This is a genomic window from Pseudomonas indica NBRC 103045 (genome assembly GCF_002091635.1).
GTDB classification, from domain to species: Bacteria; Pseudomonadota; Gammaproteobacteria; order Pseudomonadales; family Pseudomonadaceae; genus Pseudomonas_M; species Pseudomonas_M indica.
Window position 1 is genome coordinate 123156 of record NZ_BDAC01000004.1, and the last position, 17138, is coordinate 140293.

The window sequence follows — 17138 nt, forward strand, 5'->3', positions numbered from 1 at the left end:
AGACAGTGTTCAAGGATCTCGGCATCAAAGGCCGCGTGCTGATGCTCACCCTGCTGCCCACCAGCCTGCTGGCGCTGGTCCTCGGCGGCTATTTCACCTGGGTGCAGCTCTCCGACCTGCAGGCGCAACTGTTGCAGCGCGGGGAAATGATCGTCGAGCAACTGGCACCCCTCGCCGCTCCGGCCCTGGCACATGGCGACAACCGCGTGCTGCAGCGGATCGCCGCCGATGCGCTGGAGCAACCCGACGTACGGGCGGTGTCCTTCCTCACCCCGGAGCGCCAGCGCCTGGCGCATGCCGGCCCGAACATGCTCAACGACACCCCCAGCGGCGACAGCAGCCGCCTGCTGATGCGCAGCGACCAGGACGCCACGCGCTTCCTCCTGCCGGTCTATGGCCGCCACAGCATGGTGGCCGGACAGGAGGCCGCCGACAGCGAACAGTTGCTCGGCTGGGTCGAGGTGGAGATGTCCCACCACGGTACCCTGCTGCGGGGCTACCGCAGCCTGCTCACCAGCCTGCTGCTGATCATCGCCGGGCTGGCGGTCACCGCGCTCCTGGCACTGCGCATGAGCCGCTCGATCAACGAGCCGTTGCGGCGTATCCAGCAGGGCGTCGCCCAGCTCAAGGACGGTCGCCTGGAGACCCGCCTGCCGCTGCTCGGCAGCCACGAGCTGGACGAACTGGCGTCCGGCATCAACCGCATGGCCGAAGCGCTGCAGAATGCCCAGGAAGAACTCCAGCACAGCATCGACCAGGCCACCGAGGATGTTCGCCAGAACCTGGAAACCATCGAGATCCAGAACATCGAACTGGACCTGGCGCGCAAGGAAGCCCTGGAAGCGAGCCGGATCAAATCCGAATTCCTCGCCAACATGAGCCATGAGATCCGCACGCCGCTGAACGGCATCCTCGGCTTCACCAACCTGCTGCTGAAAAGCGACCTGACGCCGCGCCAGCAGGACTACCTGACCACCATCGAAAAATCCGCCGACAGCCTGCTCGGCATCATCAACGAAATCCTCGACTTCTCGAAGATCGAAGCCGGCAAGCTGGTCCTGGAAAGCATCCCCTTCAACCTGCGCGACCTGCTGCAGGACTGCCTGACCATCCTCGCCCCCGCCGCCCACGACAAGCAGCTGGAACTGGTCAGCCTGGTCTACCGCGACACACCGCTGTCGCTGATCGGCGATCCGCTGCGGCTCAAGCAGGTGCTGACCAACCTGATCAGCAACGCGATCAAGTTCACCCGCGAAGGCACCATCGCCGTCCGCGCCATGCTGGAGGACGACAGCGACGACCGCGCCCAACTTCGCATCAGCGTGCAGGACACCGGCATCGGCCTGTCCGAGGAGGACCTGCGCACCCTGTTCCAGGCCTTCAGCCAGGCGGACAACTCGCTCAGCCGCCAGGCCGGCGGCACCGGTCTGGGCCTGGTGATCTCCAAGCGCCTGATCGAACAGATGGGCGGCGAGATCGGCGTGGAAAGCACACCGGGAGAAGGTTCGGAATTCTGGATCACCCTGAGCCTGCCTAAGGGCCGCGAAGACGTCGAGGACCATCCTCGCGCACCGCTGCTGGGCCGCCGCGTGGCCGTGCTGGAAAGCCACGAGCTGGCCTGCCAGGCCCTGCAACATCAATTGGAAGACTGCGGCCTGCAAGTGCAAGTCTTCGCCGACATGGACAGTCTGATCGACGGCGTGGCCGCTCAGCGTCACGGCAATGCACCCCTCGACTTGGAGGTGCTCGGCGTTAGCCTGCGCGAGTTGCCGCCGGAACGGCTGAGCCAGCGCATCCGCGACCTCGAACGGCTCGGCTGCAAATGCTTGGCACTCTGCCCGACCAACGAACAGGCGATCTACCACGAGGCGCTGCCGGACGGCTATGCGCAATTGCAGGCCAAGCCGGCCTATACACGCAAGCTGCAGCGGGCGTTGTCCGACCTCATCAGCCCGCGCCAATCGGTACGCCAGGAACCCACCTCGATCCCGAGCAACCGGGCTCCGCGCCTGCTCTGCGTCGACGACAACCCGGCCAACCTGTTGCTGGTACAGACCCTGCTCAGCGACATGGGCGCCGAAGCCACCGCCGTGGACAGCGGCTATGCCGCGCTGGACGCGGTGAAGCAGGAACGCTTCGACCTGATCTTCATGGACGTGCAGATGCCCGGCATGGACGGACGCCAGACCACCGAGGCGATCCGTGCCTGGGAAGCCGAACACGGCCACGGCCAAGTGCCGATCATCGCCCTGACCGCCCATGCCCTCGCCAACGAAAAGCGCGCCCTGCTACAGAGCGGCCTGGACGATTACCTGACCAAGCCGATCAGCGAGCGCCAACTGGCCCAGGTCGTGCTCAAGTGGACCGGCCTCGCCCTGCGCAACCAGGGTCAGGAGCGCCCCGTGGAGCCGCTGCCCAAGGTGGAAACCACCCTCAGCGTGCTGGATGCCGAAGAGGGCTTGCGCTTGGCCGCCGGCAAGGCCGACCTGGCCGCCGACATGCTGGCCATGCTGCTCGCCTCCCTGGACGCCGACCGCCAGGCGATCCGCCAGGCCCGCGACGCCGGCGACCGCGCCACCCTGATCGAGCGCGTCCATCGCCTGCACGGCGCCACCCGCTACTGCGGCGTGCCGCAATTGCGCGAAGCCTGCCAGCGCAGCGAAACCCTGCTGAAACAGGACGACCCGGCCTACAAGACCGCCCTCGACGATCTCGATGCTGCCATCGTGCGGCTGGCCAAGGAGGCGGCGCAGATCGGTGTCTGAGTCCGGCCGGGATCGCCGCCGGCCAGCCGAGGAACCGCGTCGGAACCTGACGACAATGTTAGGATGCCGCCTTTCTGCACCACTTCGCCGAGATGGCAGACCCCGATGGCCGAACACGATTTCCGCTACACCCTGCTCAACCCCGCCCATACCCTGAACGAATGCCGCGCGCTGGCGCCGGGCCGCTACCAGGTCACCGGCACCGGCGGCTCCATCCAGACGGGCGACACCCTGCTGGTCACGCTCAAGGGCAGCCGCGATCTCTGCCTGCGCCTCGACGTGGAAAAGGTCCGCCACCTGATCAACCCGCCGGGACAATGGATGGCCGTGGCCAGGGGCCCCGCCTTCCGCGAGCTGGCCATCCTCAATTGGCAGGTCGATTGCGACGGCTGCGGTGCGCGGCTGGATTTCGAATTCGCCGTCGATGCGGCGCTCGGCGACAAGGCCCGTGCGCCGGCCGCCGAAGCGCGCATCGCCGAGCTGGGCTGGCGGAACGATGCCGGCCGCCATCTCTGCCCGAACTGTCAGGAGGACCAGGCATGAAACACATGATCGCGCTCGGCCTGATCGGTGCCAGCCTGCTGGGCTGCGCCGCCGACCCGGTGAAACTGGAGCAGGAACGCAACTACCGGGTGGAGTGGATCGGCGACCGCCCACTGCTCGACCGCAGCTACCTGACCCTGACCCTCGGCGAGGATGGCCGCGCCTTCGGCAATGCCGGTTGCAACCATTGGTTCGGCAGCTATCGGCTGGAAGGCTCGGCCATCAGCTTCGGCGCCCCGGGCAGCACCCGCAAGCTCTGTGCGCCCGCCCTGATGGAGCAGGAACAGCGCTTTCTGGACGCCCTCGGCAAGATCGAACGCTGGGATGTCTCGCCGCTCGACCAACTGCGCCTGTGGCCGGCGGAAGGCAAGCCGATCCGGCTGCTACCGGAGAACTGACAGCCGCATGGCGCCGGACGATTTCCGGCGCCATGCGATGGGATGACGGCGGAAGAAGTCTTACAGGGTTTCCGCCCAGAGATCATATTCGTCCGCCGCGGTCACGCGTACGCGGACCTTGTCGCCCGGCTTGAGCTCGACGTCGCTGTCCACGTAGACGTTGCCGTCGATTTCCGGCGCGTCGGCCCAGGAACGGCCGATGGCGCCCTGCTCGTCCACCTCGTCGATCAGCACTTCGATTTCCCGGCCGATCTTGCGCTGCAGGCGCTCGGCGCTGATCGCCTGCTGGTGGGCCATGAAGCGCTCCCAACGCTCCTGCTTGACCTCGTCCGGCACCGGATCGGCCAGTTCGTTGGCCGGCGCGCCGTCTACCGGGGAATACTGGAAGCAACCGACGCGGTCGAGCTGCGCCTCGGTCAGCCAGTCGAGCAGGTACTGGAAGTCTTCCTCGGTTTCGCCGGGGAAGCCGACGATGAAGGTGGAGCGGATGGTCAGGTCCGGGCAGATCTCGCGCCACTGCTTGATGCGCGCCAGGGTCTTGTCCTCGAACGCCGGGCGCTTCATGGCCTTGAGCACCTTCGGACTGGCGTGCTGGAAGGGGATGTCCAGGTAGGGCAGCAGCTTGCCTTCGGCCATCAGCGGGATCACGTCGTCGACGTTCGGGTACGGGTAGACGTAGTGCAGGCGCACCCAGACGCCCATGCCGGACAGCGCCTCGCACAACTCCTTCATGCGGGTCTTCACCGGCTGGCCGTTCCAGAAATCGGTCTTGTACTTCAGGTCCACGCCATAGGCGCTGGTGTCCTGGGAGATCACCAGCAGCTCCTTGACCCCGGCCTTGACCAAGCGCTCGGCCTCGCTGAGCACATCGCCCACCGGACGGCTGACCAGCTTGCCGCGCATGGACGGAATGATGCAGAAGCTGCAGCTGTGGTTGCAGCCTTCGGAAATCTTCAGGTAGGCGTAGTGGCGCGGGGTGAGCTTGATGCCCTGCGGCGGCACCAGGTCGATCAGCGGGTTGTGCTCGGCCTTCGGCGGCACCACCTCATGCACGGCGGTGACCACCTGCTCGTATTGCTGCGGGCCGGTCACGGCCAGCACGCTCGGATGCACCTCGCGGATCGCCGACTCTTCCACACCCATGCAGCCGGTGACGATCACCTTGCCGTTCTCGGCGATGGCCTCGCCGATCGCTTCCAGCGACTCCGCCTTGGCGCTGTCGATGAAACCACAGGTGTTGACCACCACCACGTCGGCATCCTGGTAGGTGGGTACGACTTCGTAGCCCTCCATGCGCAACTGGGTCAGGATGCGTTCGGAATCGACCAGGGCCTTGGGGCAACCGAGGCTGACGAAACCGACTTTCGGCGTGGCGGGGGTGGACATGGCTAACCTCGATGGGGCGCTCACAAGGCGCCTCTGATCAAAAAGTGCGCAATTCTAGCGGCAGGTCTCTCGCTTGACCAGCCTCTCCGACAGGGAAATCGAACGCTCCGGCGCTGGCCTCGGCTTCCCTCAGTCCGCCCCGGCCGTCCGTGCCCGAATGGCCCGGATCAGACGCTCGGCGAGGGCCGGATAGTTCTCATCGAAATGATGACCGCCAGGCAGCGCCAGACGTTCCCCCTGGTAGGCCGGATCGGTGCAGCCGCTCTCCCCGGCTTCTTCGCGCCCGTACACGCAGAGCACCCGGGCCGGCGGCAGGCGGGCCAGCTCAGGGACGGTCGCCGCTTCCTGCCCGGCGCTGCCCAGCCAGCCCTGCACCTCGATCTCGAAGCTGCCGCTGCGGGCCAGGGCGAGCAGCACCACGGCATCCACCTGCTCCCGCTCGGCCGCGGGCAGACGGTTGTAGATCGCCGGCAGCACATCGGCGCCGAAGGAATAGCCGATCAGCACGAAGTGGCGCACGCCGGCCTGGCGGTGCTGCCGCATCAGCCGGGCCAGATCGGCAGCCCCCTGCTCGGGCGACTTGTGCTCCCAGAAATAGCGCAGGCTGTCGATGCCGAGCACCGGATAGCCGCCCTTCGCCATTTCCTCGGCCACGGCCCGGTCCAGATCGCGCCAACCGCCATCGCCGGAATAGAACAGGGTCAGCGTGTCGGAAGACTGCGCGGCGGGAACCTCCACGACGGGCAGTTCGTTACCCTGCCCTTGCAGCAGACGGCGAAGCTGCGCCTCCAGCAGTTGCGGCAGGGCTGTGTCGTAGTCGCCGATCAGCGTCTCGGCATTGCCCTGGCCTCGGACGAAACGCGCGCTGGCGTCGTCCGGGTTGTCGTTCCAGGCGGCCAGCCAGTGGCCGTGCGCGGCCTTCTCCGGCAGCGGCTCGGCACAGTCCGGGTGCTCCAGGGAAAAGCCCACCGACAACGCCCGTGCCTTGTCGTCGTCCTGCCCGGCCAGCCAGCGCCAGGCCAAGGCTGCACCGGGGCCGATGCCGGCGACCAGCGTCGGCGCGCCGTCCAGTCGCTTCAGCGCCGCTTGCAAGCGGCGCTGCTGAGTCGCGCAATCATTCTCCGGCAGCGTCACCTGGACGATCCGCGCGGCACTGTCCTGCGCCAGGGCCAACAGGCGCGTATCGTCCAGCGTCTGGCCTTCAGGCACGGCAAGCAGCACACGCGTCTGCGGGCTACGGCCGGCATCGGCCTGCACCAGGGCAGTACCGTCGTCCATTTTCAGGTGCTGCAGACGGGCGGTCGGCAGTGTCCGGCTCCAGAGTAGCAACACGGCGGCCACTACGAGCAGAACGCCAGCCGCCAGAATGTGATGTCGATAGCGCTTGAGCATCAGCGTTTCACCAATCCAGTCAGGCCGCCGGCAATCAGGGCGGCGGTGTCGGCCAGCGCCACCAGCGGATCGAGCCCTGCCGGCACGGCCAGGTAACGGGGCTCCCAGTCCGGCTGGAACTTGTCCTTGAAACGGCGCAGCCCTTGAAAGTTGTAGAACAGTCGGCCGCGACGGAACACCAGGGCCCCCAAGCGCTGGGCCATGGGTGCGCCGCGCCGGGGTTGCAACCCGGCCAGCGGCACCATGCCCAGGCTGAAGCGGGCATGGCCGCTGGCCTTGTAATGCAGGATCAGGCCGAGCATGAGGAACTCCATGGTCGACTTGGGCGCCTCGGGATGCACGCGCATCAGGTCCAGGCTGGCCAGCTCGCGACGGTCGGTCTCCAGCAGGTTAGCGAAGGCCACCGGCTGGCCCTGGTAGCGGATCAGCGCAATGCGGAAATGCTGCAGGTACGCCGGACTGAACCGCCCCAGGGAAAAGCCCTTCTCACGGCCCTGCTTGCCACCCAGCCAGGCATCGGAAATCACCTGCAGCGCCTCCAGCGGTGCCTGCCCCGGCTCATGGATTTCCAGGGCGAGCCCGTCGCGCTGGCTGCGGTTCCAGGTATAGCGCAAGTCCTTCATGCCCTTGCTGTCGAGGTCGAAGCGAGTCAGGTCGACGCGCGCTTCCTCCCCCAGCTTCAGGGCGCTCAGCCCGATATCCATATAGAAAGGTAGATTCTCTGCCCGCACTTGGTAGAACACCGGTCGCGCGTGATGGCGATCGCAGAGGTCACGGAACTGCCAGATCAGCTCGGCGCGCTGCTGCGCCGGGCCGATCGGATCGAACAGCGCGACCAGGCTGCGCCCGCGCCGGGCGTACATCAGGAAGGCGTTGCCGTCCGGGTGGAACAGCAGGGCCTTGTCGCCGCTCAAGGCCAGGCCGCCATCCGGCTGGTCGGAGGCTTTGACGATGGCAGCGGCGCGGGCCAGTTCTTCCGCGTCCGGCAGCCGGATCGCTGGCGGCGCCGCGCGCAACAGCCAGGTCAGCGCCACCACCAGCAGCAGCAAGGCGCTGCCCAGCGCCGAGCGCAGGGCACGCGGTGCATCGGCATCCAGGGCGAACTGCCACCAGAGTTCATGGCTGTAGGGGACGTCCTGATAGGCGAACAGCAGCAGCCACACCGACGCCGCCAGCACGCACAGGCTGGCGGCCAGGTAGATGGGCGAAAACGGCAATTCCAGCAGCCGGCTCGGCCGGTAGAACGAGCGCCGGAACGTAGCCAGTAGAGCCGCCGTCATGGCCAGCAGGCTGGCCTCTTCCCAGTCGAAACCTTTCAACAACGACAACACCGCACCGGCCAGCAGCAGCACCAGGGTCAGGGCCCAGGCCGCGGACAGGCGCCTGCGCAAGCCTTGGGCGAGGAGCAGGCAGAGCACGCCGATCAGGCTGGCGCCGAGGTGGGACGCGTCGATCAGACGGTGCGGAATCAAAAATCCCAGATGCTCCAGCCGTGTATCGATGGCCGGCGTCGCCCCGGAGAACAACAGCACCACGCCGGCCAGAAACACCAGCAACGCCAGCACCGGCGCCGCCATCCCGGAGGCGATCCGTATGGCCTGGCGGGCCGGGGTCAGCCGGCGCGCCTCGTTGAGCAACAGCAGCAGGCAGGCCAACAGCAGCGGCAGCAAGACATAGATCAGTCGGTACAACAGCAGGGCCGCCGCCAGCGGCGCCGAGCCCAGGGTTCCGGCGAACGCCGCCAGCAGCACCGCCTCGAACACCCCGACGCCACCGGGCACATGGCTGAGCACCCCGGCCGCCAGCGCCAGCAGATAAACCGCCAGGAAGGCGCCGAACGGCGGAGCCTCCGGCAACAGCAGATAGAGCACCGCAGCAGCGGCGGAGACGTCCAGCACGGTGATCGCCAGTTGCAGCAGGGTCAGGCGCAGGCCGGGCAGGCGCAAGGTCCGTCGGCCGATGCCGATCAGCAGGCTGTCCGGGTTCGGCCGTTCGGACAGACGATAACGCCGCATCGCCAGCAACAACGAGCCGGGCACCACCAACACGGCGATCGCAAGCGTCGCCAGCACCGGCTCGGGCAGACGCAGGGCCGCGGCGGCATCCGCCAGATCGACCAGAGCCGCGATGGCCGCCAGCACCGGCAAGGCACAGCCCAGCGACAGGCTGGCGAACACGGACATCCGCGCCACATCCGCCGCCCCGGCCCCCTGGCGGACATACAGGCGATAGCGCACCGAACCGCCGGAGAGCATCGAGAAACCGATCGCATTGCCAATGGCGAAGGCACTGAAGCCCCCCAGGGCGAGGCTGCCGACCGGCAAGCGCACCCCGGCGTAACGCGCCGCCGACCACTCGTAGCCCAGCAAGGCCAGGAAACCCACCGTCGTCGCGGCAAAGGCCCCGGCCAACGCCGTACCGGGCACCTCCGCCAAGGCGCCGCGCAACGCCTGCGGGTCCACCTCGCCCAGCAAGTGATAACAGGCGACCAGCGCCAGGCCGAACAACAGCAGCGTGAACGCCAGCCCCAGCGGCTGCCGGTACGCCGCCAGACGCCGCCAGCCACGCAGGGGCAAGGAAGGGGGAATGGGAGAATCGAGGGGGAGCTGTTGCGAAGAGGCTGGATTGACGCGCATCGAGAACCTCATGAGCTGATCCGCTCAGAGTGGGGGCTTCGAGGCGGCTTGCAAGTGCTGTCCAGCGATTTTTTTGCGGAGGCGGTACGACGTTCGAGGCCTGGAACGTTTTTCCGTCCCGGAAATGAAAAAGGCCACTCGATCGAGTGGCCTTTTTGAAAGTGGTTGCGGGAGCTGGATTTGAACCAACGACCTTCGGGTTATGAGCCCGACGAGCTACCAGACTGCTCCATCCCGCGTCTGTGGGTCGGCATTCTACAGCCCAAAGCCGGGCTGTCAACTGTTATCGTCGAAAAAACTGTTTTCGTTCAGACGTTTAGCGCCGCGCCGATGCTACACTGCCGGGCTCCAGCCCATGCCGGGCGGGGCTTTGCGGAGTTTCCGTGCGCAAGATCATCCACGTCGACTGCGACTGTTTCTACGCCGCCATCGAGATGCGTGACGACCCGCGCCTAGCCGATCGCCCCCTCGCCGTTGGCGGCTCGGCCGACCGCCGCGGAGTGATCGCCACCTGTAACTACGAAGCCCGCGCCTATGGCGTGCGCTCGGCGATGTCGTCGCGGCATGCGCTCAAGCTCTGTCCCGACCTGCTGATCGTCAAGCCACGCTTCGACGCCTACCGGGCCGCCTCCCGGGAAATCCAGCGGATATTCCGGGATTACACGGACATCATCGAGCCGCTATCGCTGGACGAAGCCTATCTCGACGTGTCCGACAGCACCCACTTCTCCGGCAGCGCCACCCGCATCGCCCAAGCTATCCGCCAACGCGTCCAGGAAGAGCTGCATATCACGGTGTCCGCCGGGGTGGCGCCGAACAAGTTCCTCGCCAAGATCGCCAGCGACTGGCGCAAGCCCAACGGGCTCTACGTGATCACCCCGGACCAGGTGGAAGACTTCGTCGCCGCCCTGCCGGTGAGCAAGCTGCACGGCGTCGGCAAGGTCACGGCGGACAAACTGGGCCGCCTCGGCATCGGCACCTGCGCGGATCTGCGCGAATGGAGCAAGCTGGCCCTGGCGCGCGAGTTCGGCAGTTTCGGCGAACGCCTGTGGAACCTGGCGCGCGGCATCGATAACCGGCCGGTCCAAGTGGACAGCCGCCGCCAGTCGCTGAGTGTGGAGAACACCTACGACCACGACCTGCCGGACCTGGCCGCCTGCCTCGAACAACTGCCCGGCCTGGTGGAGGAACTGCATGGTCGGCTGGCGCGGCTGGACAACAGTTACCGGCCGGACAAGCCCTTCGTGAAGGTGAAGTTCCATGACTTCACCCAGACCACCCTGGAGCAGGCCGGCGCCGGCCGCGATCTGGAGAGCTTCAAACTGCTGCTCAGTGCCGCCTTTGCCCGCGGCGCCCGGCCGGTGCGCCTGCTCGGCGTCGGCGTGCGGCTGATCGACCTGCGCGGCCGTCACGAACAACTGGAACTGTTCGAGCGCTGAGCGCGCCGTCCTGACGCAGGCGCAACCTCGCCGTCTCTGCTTGAATCAGGGAGACCTTCCCGACCGGACGGACCATGGACCCTCGCCTCGCCACCCCGGCCCGAACCGCCTCCTGGCGCGCCTTGCCACCGGGCATCTGGGCGCTGGGCTTCGCCTCGATGTTCATGGATATCTCGTCCGAGCTGATCCACAGCCTCCTGCCGATCTTCATGGTCAGTGTGCTCGGCACCTCGATGGTCACCGTCGGCCTGATCGAAGGCATCGCCGAAGCGACGGCCGCCATCAGCAAGGTGTTCTCCGGCACCCTCAGCGACTACCTCGGGCGGCGCAAACCCTTGGTGGTGCTGGGATACGCCCTGGCGGCCTTCACCAAACCGGTGTTTCCGCTGGCCGGCTCGATCGGCTGGGTATTCGCTGCGCGCTTCGTCGACCGGATCGGCAAGGGCATCCGCGGCGCGCCGCGCGATGCGCTGATCGCCGACCTGGTCCCGGCCCGTCTGCGCGGTGCGGCCTATGGCCTGCGCCAGGGGCTCGATTCGCTGGGTGCGCTGCTCGGCCCACTGCTGGCGATGCTGTTCATGCTCTGGCTGAACGATTTGCAGGCGGTGATGTGGATCGCCGTGCTGCCCGCCTTCGTCGCGGTCGGCCTGCTGCTGGCCTATGTGCGGGAGCCGGAGCGGGCCTCGACGGCGGAGACGGCCGCGCCCCGGTTGCACCTGACGGATGCGAAGCGCCTGCCGCTGCGCTTCTGGCTGGTGGTCCTGCTCGGCGCCCTGTTCACCCTGGCCCGCTTCAGCGAAGCCTTCCTGCTGCTCCGCGCCCAGGATGTCGGCCTGTCGATCGGCTTCGTGCCGTTGACGATGATCGTGATGAATCTGTTCTACGCCGCCTGCTCCTATCCGGCCGGCGCCGCCGCCGATCGCTTCGGCCCGCTCGGGCTGCTGCTGGCGGGGCTGGGCCTGCTGATCGTCGCCGACCTGCTGCTGGCCTTCGCCACCGGGGTCTCGCAGGTGTTGCTCGGCGCAGCGCTCTGGGGCCTGCACATGGCCCTCACACAGGGGCTGCTGGCCAAGCTGGTGGCCGATACCGCGCCCGAGGACCTGCGCGGCACGGCCTTCGGGCTGTTCAACCTGGTCAGCGGCGGCGCCTTGCTGCTCGCCAGTCTGATTGCCGGCGCACTGTGGAGTGCCTTTGGCCCGGCCGTCACTTTCTTCGCCGGCGCGGCATTCTCGGCCGTGGCGGCGCTCGGTTTGCTGGCTTACCGGCTATCCAATCACCACCGAGAATGACAATCCCCTTGGCTTCGCACGGGCGATGGCCGGACATTCCCCGCTTCGATAAGCCACTCGCTCCCGCGCGAAGCCGACTAGGGTATGGACTCTTCGACCACGATCCCAGGAGTCCCCATGCACCCGTATTTCAGCCTCGAAGGGCGTACCGCCCTGGTTACCGGCGGCAGCCGCGGCATCGGCCGGATGATCGCCCAGGGCTTTCTCGAAGCCGGCGCGCGGGTGTTCATCTGCGCGCGTCATGCCGAGGACTGCGCCGCCACCGCCGAAGAACTGAGCCGCTACGGCGACTGCATCGGCCTCGCTGCCGACCTCTCCAGCGAAGACGGCGCCAAGGCTCTGGCCGCCGAACTGGCGAGCCGCGTCGAGCGCCTGGACATCCTGGTGAACAACGCCGGCACCACCTGGGGCGCGCCGCTGGAAAGCTACCCGGCGAAGGGCTGGGAGAAGGTCATGCAGCTCAACGTCACCTCAGTCTTCAGCTGCATCCAGCAACTGCTGCCGCTGCTGCGCCGGGCCGCCACCGACGCCAATCCGGCGCGGGTGATCAACATCGGTTCGGTGGCGGGCATCACCGCCATGGGCGAGCAAGCCTATGCCTACGGGCCTAGCAAGGCGGCGCTGCATCAGTTGTCGCGCATGCTGGCGCGGGAACTGGTCGGCGAGCACATCAACATCAACGTGATCGCTCCGGGGCGCTTCCCCAGCAAGATGACCCGACACATCGCCAACGACGCCGACGCGCTGGCCGAAGACACCGCCGTGATTCCGATGAAGCGCTGGGGCCGCGAGGAGGAGATGGCCGCGCTGGCGATCAGCCTGGCGAGTTGCGCCGGCGCCTACATGACCGGCGCGATCATCCCCATCGACGGTGGATTCCACCTGTAGCGCATGACCGCACGTGCCCCCGGTCGGCTTGTCTGGCACAGAGACATCATTCCGCTAGCATTGTTGGATGGGGGCCCACATCGACTTTCGCCACGGGCGGAGGAGGTGAGTCATGAGCATTGCGGACTGGCGCCTGCAGGGCGTCGAGTTTGCTTCCTGCAACTGTAACTGGGGCTGCCCCTGCCAATTCAGTGCACGCCCCACCCACGGCCACTGCCAGGCCGTGGTGGCCATGCGCATCGAGCAGGGCCATTTCCGCGACACCCACCTGGACGGCCTGTGCTGGGCCGGCACCTTCGCCTGGCCGGGCGCCATCCACGAAGGCAACGGCAGTTGCCAGGCGTTCGTCGACGAACGTGCCGACGAGGCGCAGCGCCAAGCCTTGCTGACCATCCTGTCCGGCCAGGAAAGCGAGCCTGGCGCCAACGTGTTCCAGATCTTCAGTACCACCATCAGCGAAATGTTCGAGTCTCAGTTCGTGCCCATCGAGCTGAGCATCGACGTGGACGAGCGCCTGGCCCGGCTGCGTATTCCGGGCGTCCTGGAAGCCAGCGGCGAGCCGATCCGCAGTCCGGTGACGGGAGCGCCGCAGCGGGCACGCCTGGTGCTGCCGGATGGCTTCGAGTTCATCGAGGCGGAAATGGCCAGCGGCAGCTACCAGACGCATGCGGCCATGCAGTACCAGTCGCAAGGCAGCCACAGCCACCTGGCGCGGGTCCACTTCACCGGCCACGGCCTGGTGCGCTGAGCATGGCTTGGCAGCCGGCCGCGATGCCGGCCAGGGGGATGTCGAAGGAACAGTTGGTGTTCGTCGCCTGCCTGTTCCTGCTGCTCGCCCTGGCCTGGCTGGTCCTGCAACGGATGACCGAGGTCATGGCGGCCCCTGGCGGGATGGCCGATATGGCGATGGCCGGCATGCCGATGCCATGGAGCGTCGGCGACGCCGCGCTGATGTTCGCCATGTGGGCGGTGATGATGGTGGGGATGATGCTGCCCAGCGCCCTGCCCATGTTCCTGCTCTATCAGATGCTGTTGCGCCGGCGCATGCCGTCGCCGCAGCGGCACTGGGCGCTGGTTTTGTTCTGCGCCGCCTATCTGGTGGTATGGGGTGGTTTCAGCCTGATCGCCACCCTGCTGCAATGGGGTCTCGATCACCTCGCGCTGCTGGACGTGCAGATGCGCAGCGCCAGCACGCCCCTGGCCGCCGTGTTGCTGATCGCCGCCGGTGTATGGCAATGGCTGCCGGCCAAGTCCGCCTGCCTGGAACGCTGCCGGGGGCCGATGCAGTTCCTGCTGACCGGCTGGCGGCCCGGCGTGACCGGTGGCTGGCATCTCGGTCTGGCGCATGGCGCCTGGTGCCTGGGTTGCTGCTGGGCGCTGATGGGGTTGCTGTTCGTCGTCGGCGTGATGAACCTGCTGTGGGTCGCGCTGATCGGCGCCTTCGTCCTGTTCGAGAAGACCTTACCCCTGGGGCTCTGGCTCAGTCGCGCCGGCGGGCTGCTGTTGGTCGGCTGGGGCGCGGCGCTCTTGCTCCCCTAGCCACCGGCTGGGTATAAGGGCGCTGTGAGTCTTCCCGTCGAGTACCGCATGTTCCGCCCGCTCCGCCTCGCCCTGCCGATCGCCGCCCTGCTCGCCCTGCCGCAGCCCGGCAATGCCGCACCGGCCCCCTGGTATCAATGGCGCAGCCTGGTGAACGGTGCGCTGTTCTGTGCCCAGACCAGCCCTGGCCCCGGTTGGGAACAGGTCGCCGGCCCGTTCCGCAATCCGCGCTGCCAGCCGCACTGATTCGCCGTTAACATGGCGGCGTTTCCCGCCATTAGCCTAACCATGTCCTACTCCGTCACGCCCATCGGTTTCGTTCGCTCCTGTTTCAAGGAGAAATTCGCCATTCCGCGCCAACCGCAACTGGCCCCCGCCGCCCGCGGCGTGCTGGAGCTGGTGCCGCCGTTCGACCAGGCCGAAGCCGTGCAGGGTCTGGAGCAGGTCAGCCACGTCTGGCTGCTGTTCCTCTTCCACCAAGCGCTGGAAGACAAGCCACGGTTGAAGGTGCGCCCGCCGCGCCTGGGCGGCAATCAGTCGCTCGGGGTATTCGCCACCCGCTCGACGCATCGCCCGAACGGCATCGGCCAGTCGGTGGTGCGTTTGGAAAAGGTCGAAGCGGGCCGCCTGTGGTTGTCCGGCATCGACCTGCTGGACGGCACGCCGGTGCTCGACATCAAACCCTACGTGCCCTACGCCGACCGGGTGGCGGACGCCAGCAACCGCATCGCCGAGGCCGCGCCGGCGCTGATCCCGGTGGAGTGGGAAGACGCGGCGCTGATCCAGGCGCGGGAACACCAGGCCCGCCTGGAGCAGCCGCTGGTGACGCTGATCGAGCAATGCCTCGCCCAGGACCCGCGGCCTGCCTACCAGGAGCCTGGCCCGGAGCGGCGCTACGGCGCCCGTCTCTGGGACGTGGATGTGCACTGGCACTATCCCCGGCCGGGAACGATCCGGGTACTCGCTGTGATAAAAGCCTGATCCGGACGCAACAAAGAGCCCGCCGGATGGCGGGCATTGGCGTGACAAGAGGCGCTTATTTCTCGACGAAGGCACGCTCGATCAGGTAGTCGCCCGGCTCGCCCATGCGCGGGGAAATCTTCAGGCCGAAGCTGTCCAGCACTTGGCTGGTCTCGTCCAGCATGCTCGGGCTGCCGCAGATCATCGCGCGGTCGTCCTGCGGGTTGATCGGCGGCAGGCCGATGTCGGCGAACAGCTTGCCGCTGCGCATCAGGTCGGTCAGGCGACCCTGGTTCTCGAACGGCTCGCGGGTCACCGTGGGGTAGTAGATCAGCTTCTGGCTCAGCGCCTCGCCGAAGTACTCGTTCTTCGGCAGGTGTTCGGTGATGAATTCGCGGTAGGCGACTTCATTGACGTAGCGGACGCCATGCACCAGCACTACCTTTTCGTAGCGCTCATAGGTTTCCGGGTCCTGGATCACGCTCATGAAGGGCGCCAGACCGGTGCCGGTACTGAGCAGGTAAAGGTGCTTGCCGGGCAACAGGTCGTCCAGCACCAGAGTGCCGGTGGGCTTGCGGCTGATCATCAGCTCGTCGCCCTCCTTGAGATGCTGCAGGCGCGAGGTCAGCGGGCCGTCCGGCACCTTGATGCTGAAGAACTCCAGGTGTTCTTCGTAGTTCGGGCTGGCGATGCTGTAGGCACGCATCAGCGGGCGACCGTTGACTTCCAGACCGATCATCACGAACTGGCCGTTCTCGAAACGCAGGCCGGGGTTGCGGGTGGTCTTGAAGCTGAACAGGGTGTCGTTCCAGTGGTGCACACTGAGGACACGCTCGACGTTCAGGTTGCTCATGCGGGGCTTCCTCGCTCACAGGCTAATGCTGAAAAGGCACAATTGCGCGCAATCTTATAAGGCCGCACAATATCTGTTAAATGGATTATTAAGATATAGGTTATCGGTTATATAGATATGCGATTCACGCTGCGCCAACTCCAGGTGTTCGTCGCCGTCGCCCAGCAGGAAAGCGTGTCCCGCGCCGCGGAATCGCTCGCCCTGTCGCAGTCGGCCGCCAGCACCTCACTGACCGAACTGGAGCGGCAGTCGGATTGCCAACTGTTCGACCGTGCCGGCAAACGCCTGAGTCTGAACGCCCTGGGCCGGCAACTATTGCCCCAGGCCGTGGCCCTGCTCGACCAGGCCAAGGAGATCGAGGACCTGCTCAACGGCAAGAGCGGCTTCGGCTCCCTGGCGGTCGGCGCCACCCTGACGGTGGGCAACTACCTCGCCACCCTGCTGATCGGCAACTTCATGCAGCGGCACCCGGAGTGCCGGGTAAAACTGCACGTGCACAACACTGCCCACGTGGTTCACCAAGTGGCGCATTACGAACTGGACCTGGGCCTGATCGAAGGCGACTGCCAGCACCCGGACATCGACGTCCAGCGCTGGGTGGAAGATGAACTGGTGGTGTTCTGCGCGCCCCAGCACCCGTTGGCCAGCCGCGGCCAGGCGAGCCTCGACGAACTGACCCGCGAGGCCTGGATTCTCCGCGAACAGGGCTCCGGCACCCGCCTGACCTTCGACCAGGCCATGCGCCACCACCCCACCGCGCTGAATATTCGTCTGGAGTTGGAACACACCGAAGCGATCAAGCGGGCCGTGGAGTCGGGCCTGGGGATCGGCTGCATCTCGCGCCTGGCGCTGCGCGACGCCTTCCGGCGCGGCAGCCTGGTGCCGGTGGAAACGCCGGAACTGGACCTCACCCGCCAGTTCTACTTCATCTGGCATCGGCAGAAGTACCAGACCGCGGCCATGCGCGAATTTCTCGACCAGTGCCGCCAGCTCACCGCCGGAGTTAAACGTAGCGATCAGATCGTGCTGCCGACCATCGCCTGAGAGCCG

General features: G+C 66.8%; 15 protein-coding genes and 1 tRNA gene. 11 read left to right on the forward strand and 5 right to left on the reverse strand.

The genetic code is table 11. The features are described 5' to 3' along the window. The first annotated feature begins 5 nt into the window (after positions 1 to 5). From PIN01S_RS06875 to PIN01S_RS06885, 3 genes are all read left to right on the forward strand, one after another. The gene (locus tag PIN01S_RS06875; RefSeq protein ID WP_084334695.1) at positions 6 to 2765 is read left to right on the forward strand and encodes a response regulator; all 2760 of its coding nucleotides are present in this window, start codon (positions 6 to 8) and stop codon (positions 2763 to 2765) included. A gap of 105 nt (positions 2766 to 2870) precedes the next feature. Continuing rightward, positions 2871 to 3308 (forward strand): hypothetical protein, encoded by a 438-nt coding sequence (locus PIN01S_RS06880; RefSeq protein WP_084334697.1) that lies wholly within the window; start codon positions 2871 to 2873, stop codon positions 3306 to 3308. Beyond that, positions 3305 to 3706, forward strand: coding sequence for an META domain-containing protein (locus PIN01S_RS06885; RefSeq protein ID WP_084334699.1), 402 nt, complete (start codon positions 3305 to 3307; stop codon positions 3704 to 3706). The genes PIN01S_RS06880 and PIN01S_RS06885 overlap by 4 nt, the downstream gene beginning before the upstream one ends. 60 nt (positions 3707 to 3766) lie before the next feature. On the opposite strand, the gene rimO is transcribed toward PIN01S_RS06885, so the two are convergent. From rimO to PIN01S_RS06905, 4 genes are all read right to left on the reverse strand, one after another. Continuing rightward, the gene (gene rimO / locus PIN01S_RS06890) at positions 3767 to 5092 is read right to left on the reverse strand and encodes a 30S ribosomal protein S12 methylthiotransferase RimO (protein ID WP_084334701.1); all 1326 of its coding nucleotides are present in this window, start codon (positions 5090 to 5092) and stop codon (positions 3767 to 3769) included. A 129-nt stretch (positions 5093 to 5221) separates the two neighbouring features. Further along, positions 5222 to 6484: a virulence factor family protein gene (locus PIN01S_RS06895; RefSeq protein WP_084334703.1), complete on the reverse strand. Its 1263-nt coding sequence runs from the start codon at positions 6482 to 6484 to the stop codon at positions 5222 to 5224. Beyond that, positions 6484 to 9120: a bifunctional lysylphosphatidylglycerol flippase/synthetase MprF gene (gene mprF / locus PIN01S_RS06900; protein WP_084334705.1), complete on the reverse strand. Its 2637-nt coding sequence runs from the start codon at positions 9118 to 9120 to the stop codon at positions 6484 to 6486. The genes PIN01S_RS06895 and mprF overlap by 1 nt, the downstream gene beginning before the upstream one ends. Positions 9121 to 9282: 162 nt before the next feature. Then, a tRNA-Met gene (locus PIN01S_RS06905) sits at positions 9283 to 9359 on the reverse strand. Positions 9360 to 9503: 144 nt separating this feature from the next. Here PIN01S_RS06905 and dinB point away from each other — a divergent pair. The 7 genes from dinB (at position 9504) to tsaA (ending at position 15256) form a co-directional block, all read left to right on the forward strand. After that, positions 9504 to 10559, forward strand: a complete 1056-nt coding sequence (gene dinB / locus PIN01S_RS06910) for a DNA polymerase IV (protein ID WP_084334707.1) — start codon at positions 9504 to 9506, stop codon at positions 10557 to 10559. Between the two features lie 74 nt (positions 10560 to 10633). Beyond that, positions 10634 to 11848, forward strand: a complete 1215-nt coding sequence (locus PIN01S_RS06915; protein ID WP_084334709.1) for an MFS transporter — start codon at positions 10634 to 10636, stop codon at positions 11846 to 11848. 117 nt (positions 11849 to 11965) lie between these two features. After that, the gene (locus PIN01S_RS06920) at positions 11966 to 12736 is read left to right on the forward strand and encodes an SDR family oxidoreductase (RefSeq protein WP_084334710.1); all 771 of its coding nucleotides are present in this window, start codon (positions 11966 to 11968) and stop codon (positions 12734 to 12736) included. Between the two features lie 112 nt (positions 12737 to 12848). After that, positions 12849 to 13484 (forward strand): DUF1326 domain-containing protein, encoded by a 636-nt coding sequence (locus PIN01S_RS06925; protein ID WP_084334711.1) that lies wholly within the window; start codon positions 12849 to 12851, stop codon positions 13482 to 13484. A 2-nt stretch (positions 13485 to 13486) separates the two neighbouring features. Further along, the gene (locus PIN01S_RS06930; RefSeq protein WP_084334713.1) at positions 13487 to 14275 is read left to right on the forward strand and encodes a DUF2182 domain-containing protein; all 789 of its coding nucleotides are present in this window, start codon (positions 13487 to 13489) and stop codon (positions 14273 to 14275) included. A gap of 48 nt (positions 14276 to 14323) precedes the next feature. Then, on the forward strand, positions 14324 to 14521 hold the full coding sequence (locus PIN01S_RS06935; RefSeq protein WP_084334715.1) for a hypothetical protein: 198 nt from the start codon (positions 14324 to 14326) through the stop codon (positions 14519 to 14521). A gap of 42 nt (positions 14522 to 14563) precedes the next feature. Next, the gene (tsaA, locus tag PIN01S_RS06940) at positions 14564 to 15256 is read left to right on the forward strand and encodes a tRNA (N6-threonylcarbamoyladenosine(37)-N6)-methyltransferase TrmO (protein WP_084334716.1); all 693 of its coding nucleotides are present in this window, start codon (positions 14564 to 14566) and stop codon (positions 15254 to 15256) included. Between the two features lie 55 nt (positions 15257 to 15311). Here the strand turns inward: tsaA and fpr are convergent, their stop codons facing one another. Beyond that, complete coding sequence (fpr, locus tag PIN01S_RS06945) at positions 15312 to 16088, reverse strand: ferredoxin-NADP reductase (RefSeq protein ID WP_084334718.1); 777 nt, start codon at positions 16086 to 16088, stop codon at positions 15312 to 15314. A 117-nt stretch (positions 16089 to 16205) separates the two neighbouring features. Between fpr and PIN01S_RS06950 the strand changes: the two genes are divergently transcribed. Further along, the gene (locus tag PIN01S_RS06950) at positions 16206 to 17132 is read left to right on the forward strand and encodes a LysR family transcriptional regulator (protein WP_084334720.1); all 927 of its coding nucleotides are present in this window, start codon (positions 16206 to 16208) and stop codon (positions 17130 to 17132) included. Positions 17133 to 17138 lie beyond the last annotated feature (6 nt).

Coding starts and splice junctions, on each gene's coding strand:
- rimO (WP_084334701.1), bottom strand. CDS start 5,092: ATGTCCACCCCCGCCACGCCGAAAGTCGGTTTCGTCAGCCTCGGTTGC.
- PIN01S_RS06915 (WP_084334709.1), top strand. CDS start 10,634: ATGGACCCTCGCCTCGCCACCCCGGCCCGAACCGCCTCCTGGCGCGCC.
- mprF (WP_084334705.1), bottom strand. CDS start 9,120: ATGCGCGTCAATCCAGCCTCTTCGCAACAGCTCCCCCTCGATTCTCCC.
- tsaA (WP_084334716.1), top strand. CDS start 14,564: ATGTCCTACTCCGTCACGCCCATCGGTTTCGTTCGCTCCTGTTTCAAG.
- PIN01S_RS06935 (WP_084334715.1), top strand. CDS start 14,324: ATGTTCCGCCCGCTCCGCCTCGCCCTGCCGATCGCCGCCCTGCTCGCC.
- PIN01S_RS06885 (WP_084334699.1), top strand. CDS start 3,305: ATGAAACACATGATCGCGCTCGGCCTGATCGGTGCCAGCCTGCTGGGC.
- PIN01S_RS06925 (WP_084334711.1), top strand. CDS start 12,849: ATGAGCATTGCGGACTGGCGCCTGCAGGGCGTCGAGTTTGCTTCCTGC.
- PIN01S_RS06880 (WP_084334697.1), top strand. CDS start 2,871: ATGGCCGAACACGATTTCCGCTACACCCTGCTCAACCCCGCCCATACC.
- fpr (WP_084334718.1), bottom strand. CDS start 16,088: ATGAGCAACCTGAACGTCGAGCGTGTCCTCAGTGTGCACCACTGGAAC.
- PIN01S_RS06930 (WP_084334713.1), top strand. CDS start 13,487: ATGGCTTGGCAGCCGGCCGCGATGCCGGCCAGGGGGATGTCGAAGGAA.
- PIN01S_RS06950 (WP_084334720.1), top strand. CDS start 16,206: ATGCGATTCACGCTGCGCCAACTCCAGGTGTTCGTCGCCGTCGCCCAG.
- PIN01S_RS06920 (WP_084334710.1), top strand. CDS start 11,966: ATGCACCCGTATTTCAGCCTCGAAGGGCGTACCGCCCTGGTTACCGGC.
- PIN01S_RS06895 (WP_084334703.1), bottom strand. CDS start 6,484: ATGCTCAAGCGCTATCGACATCACATTCTGGCGGCTGGCGTTCTGCTC.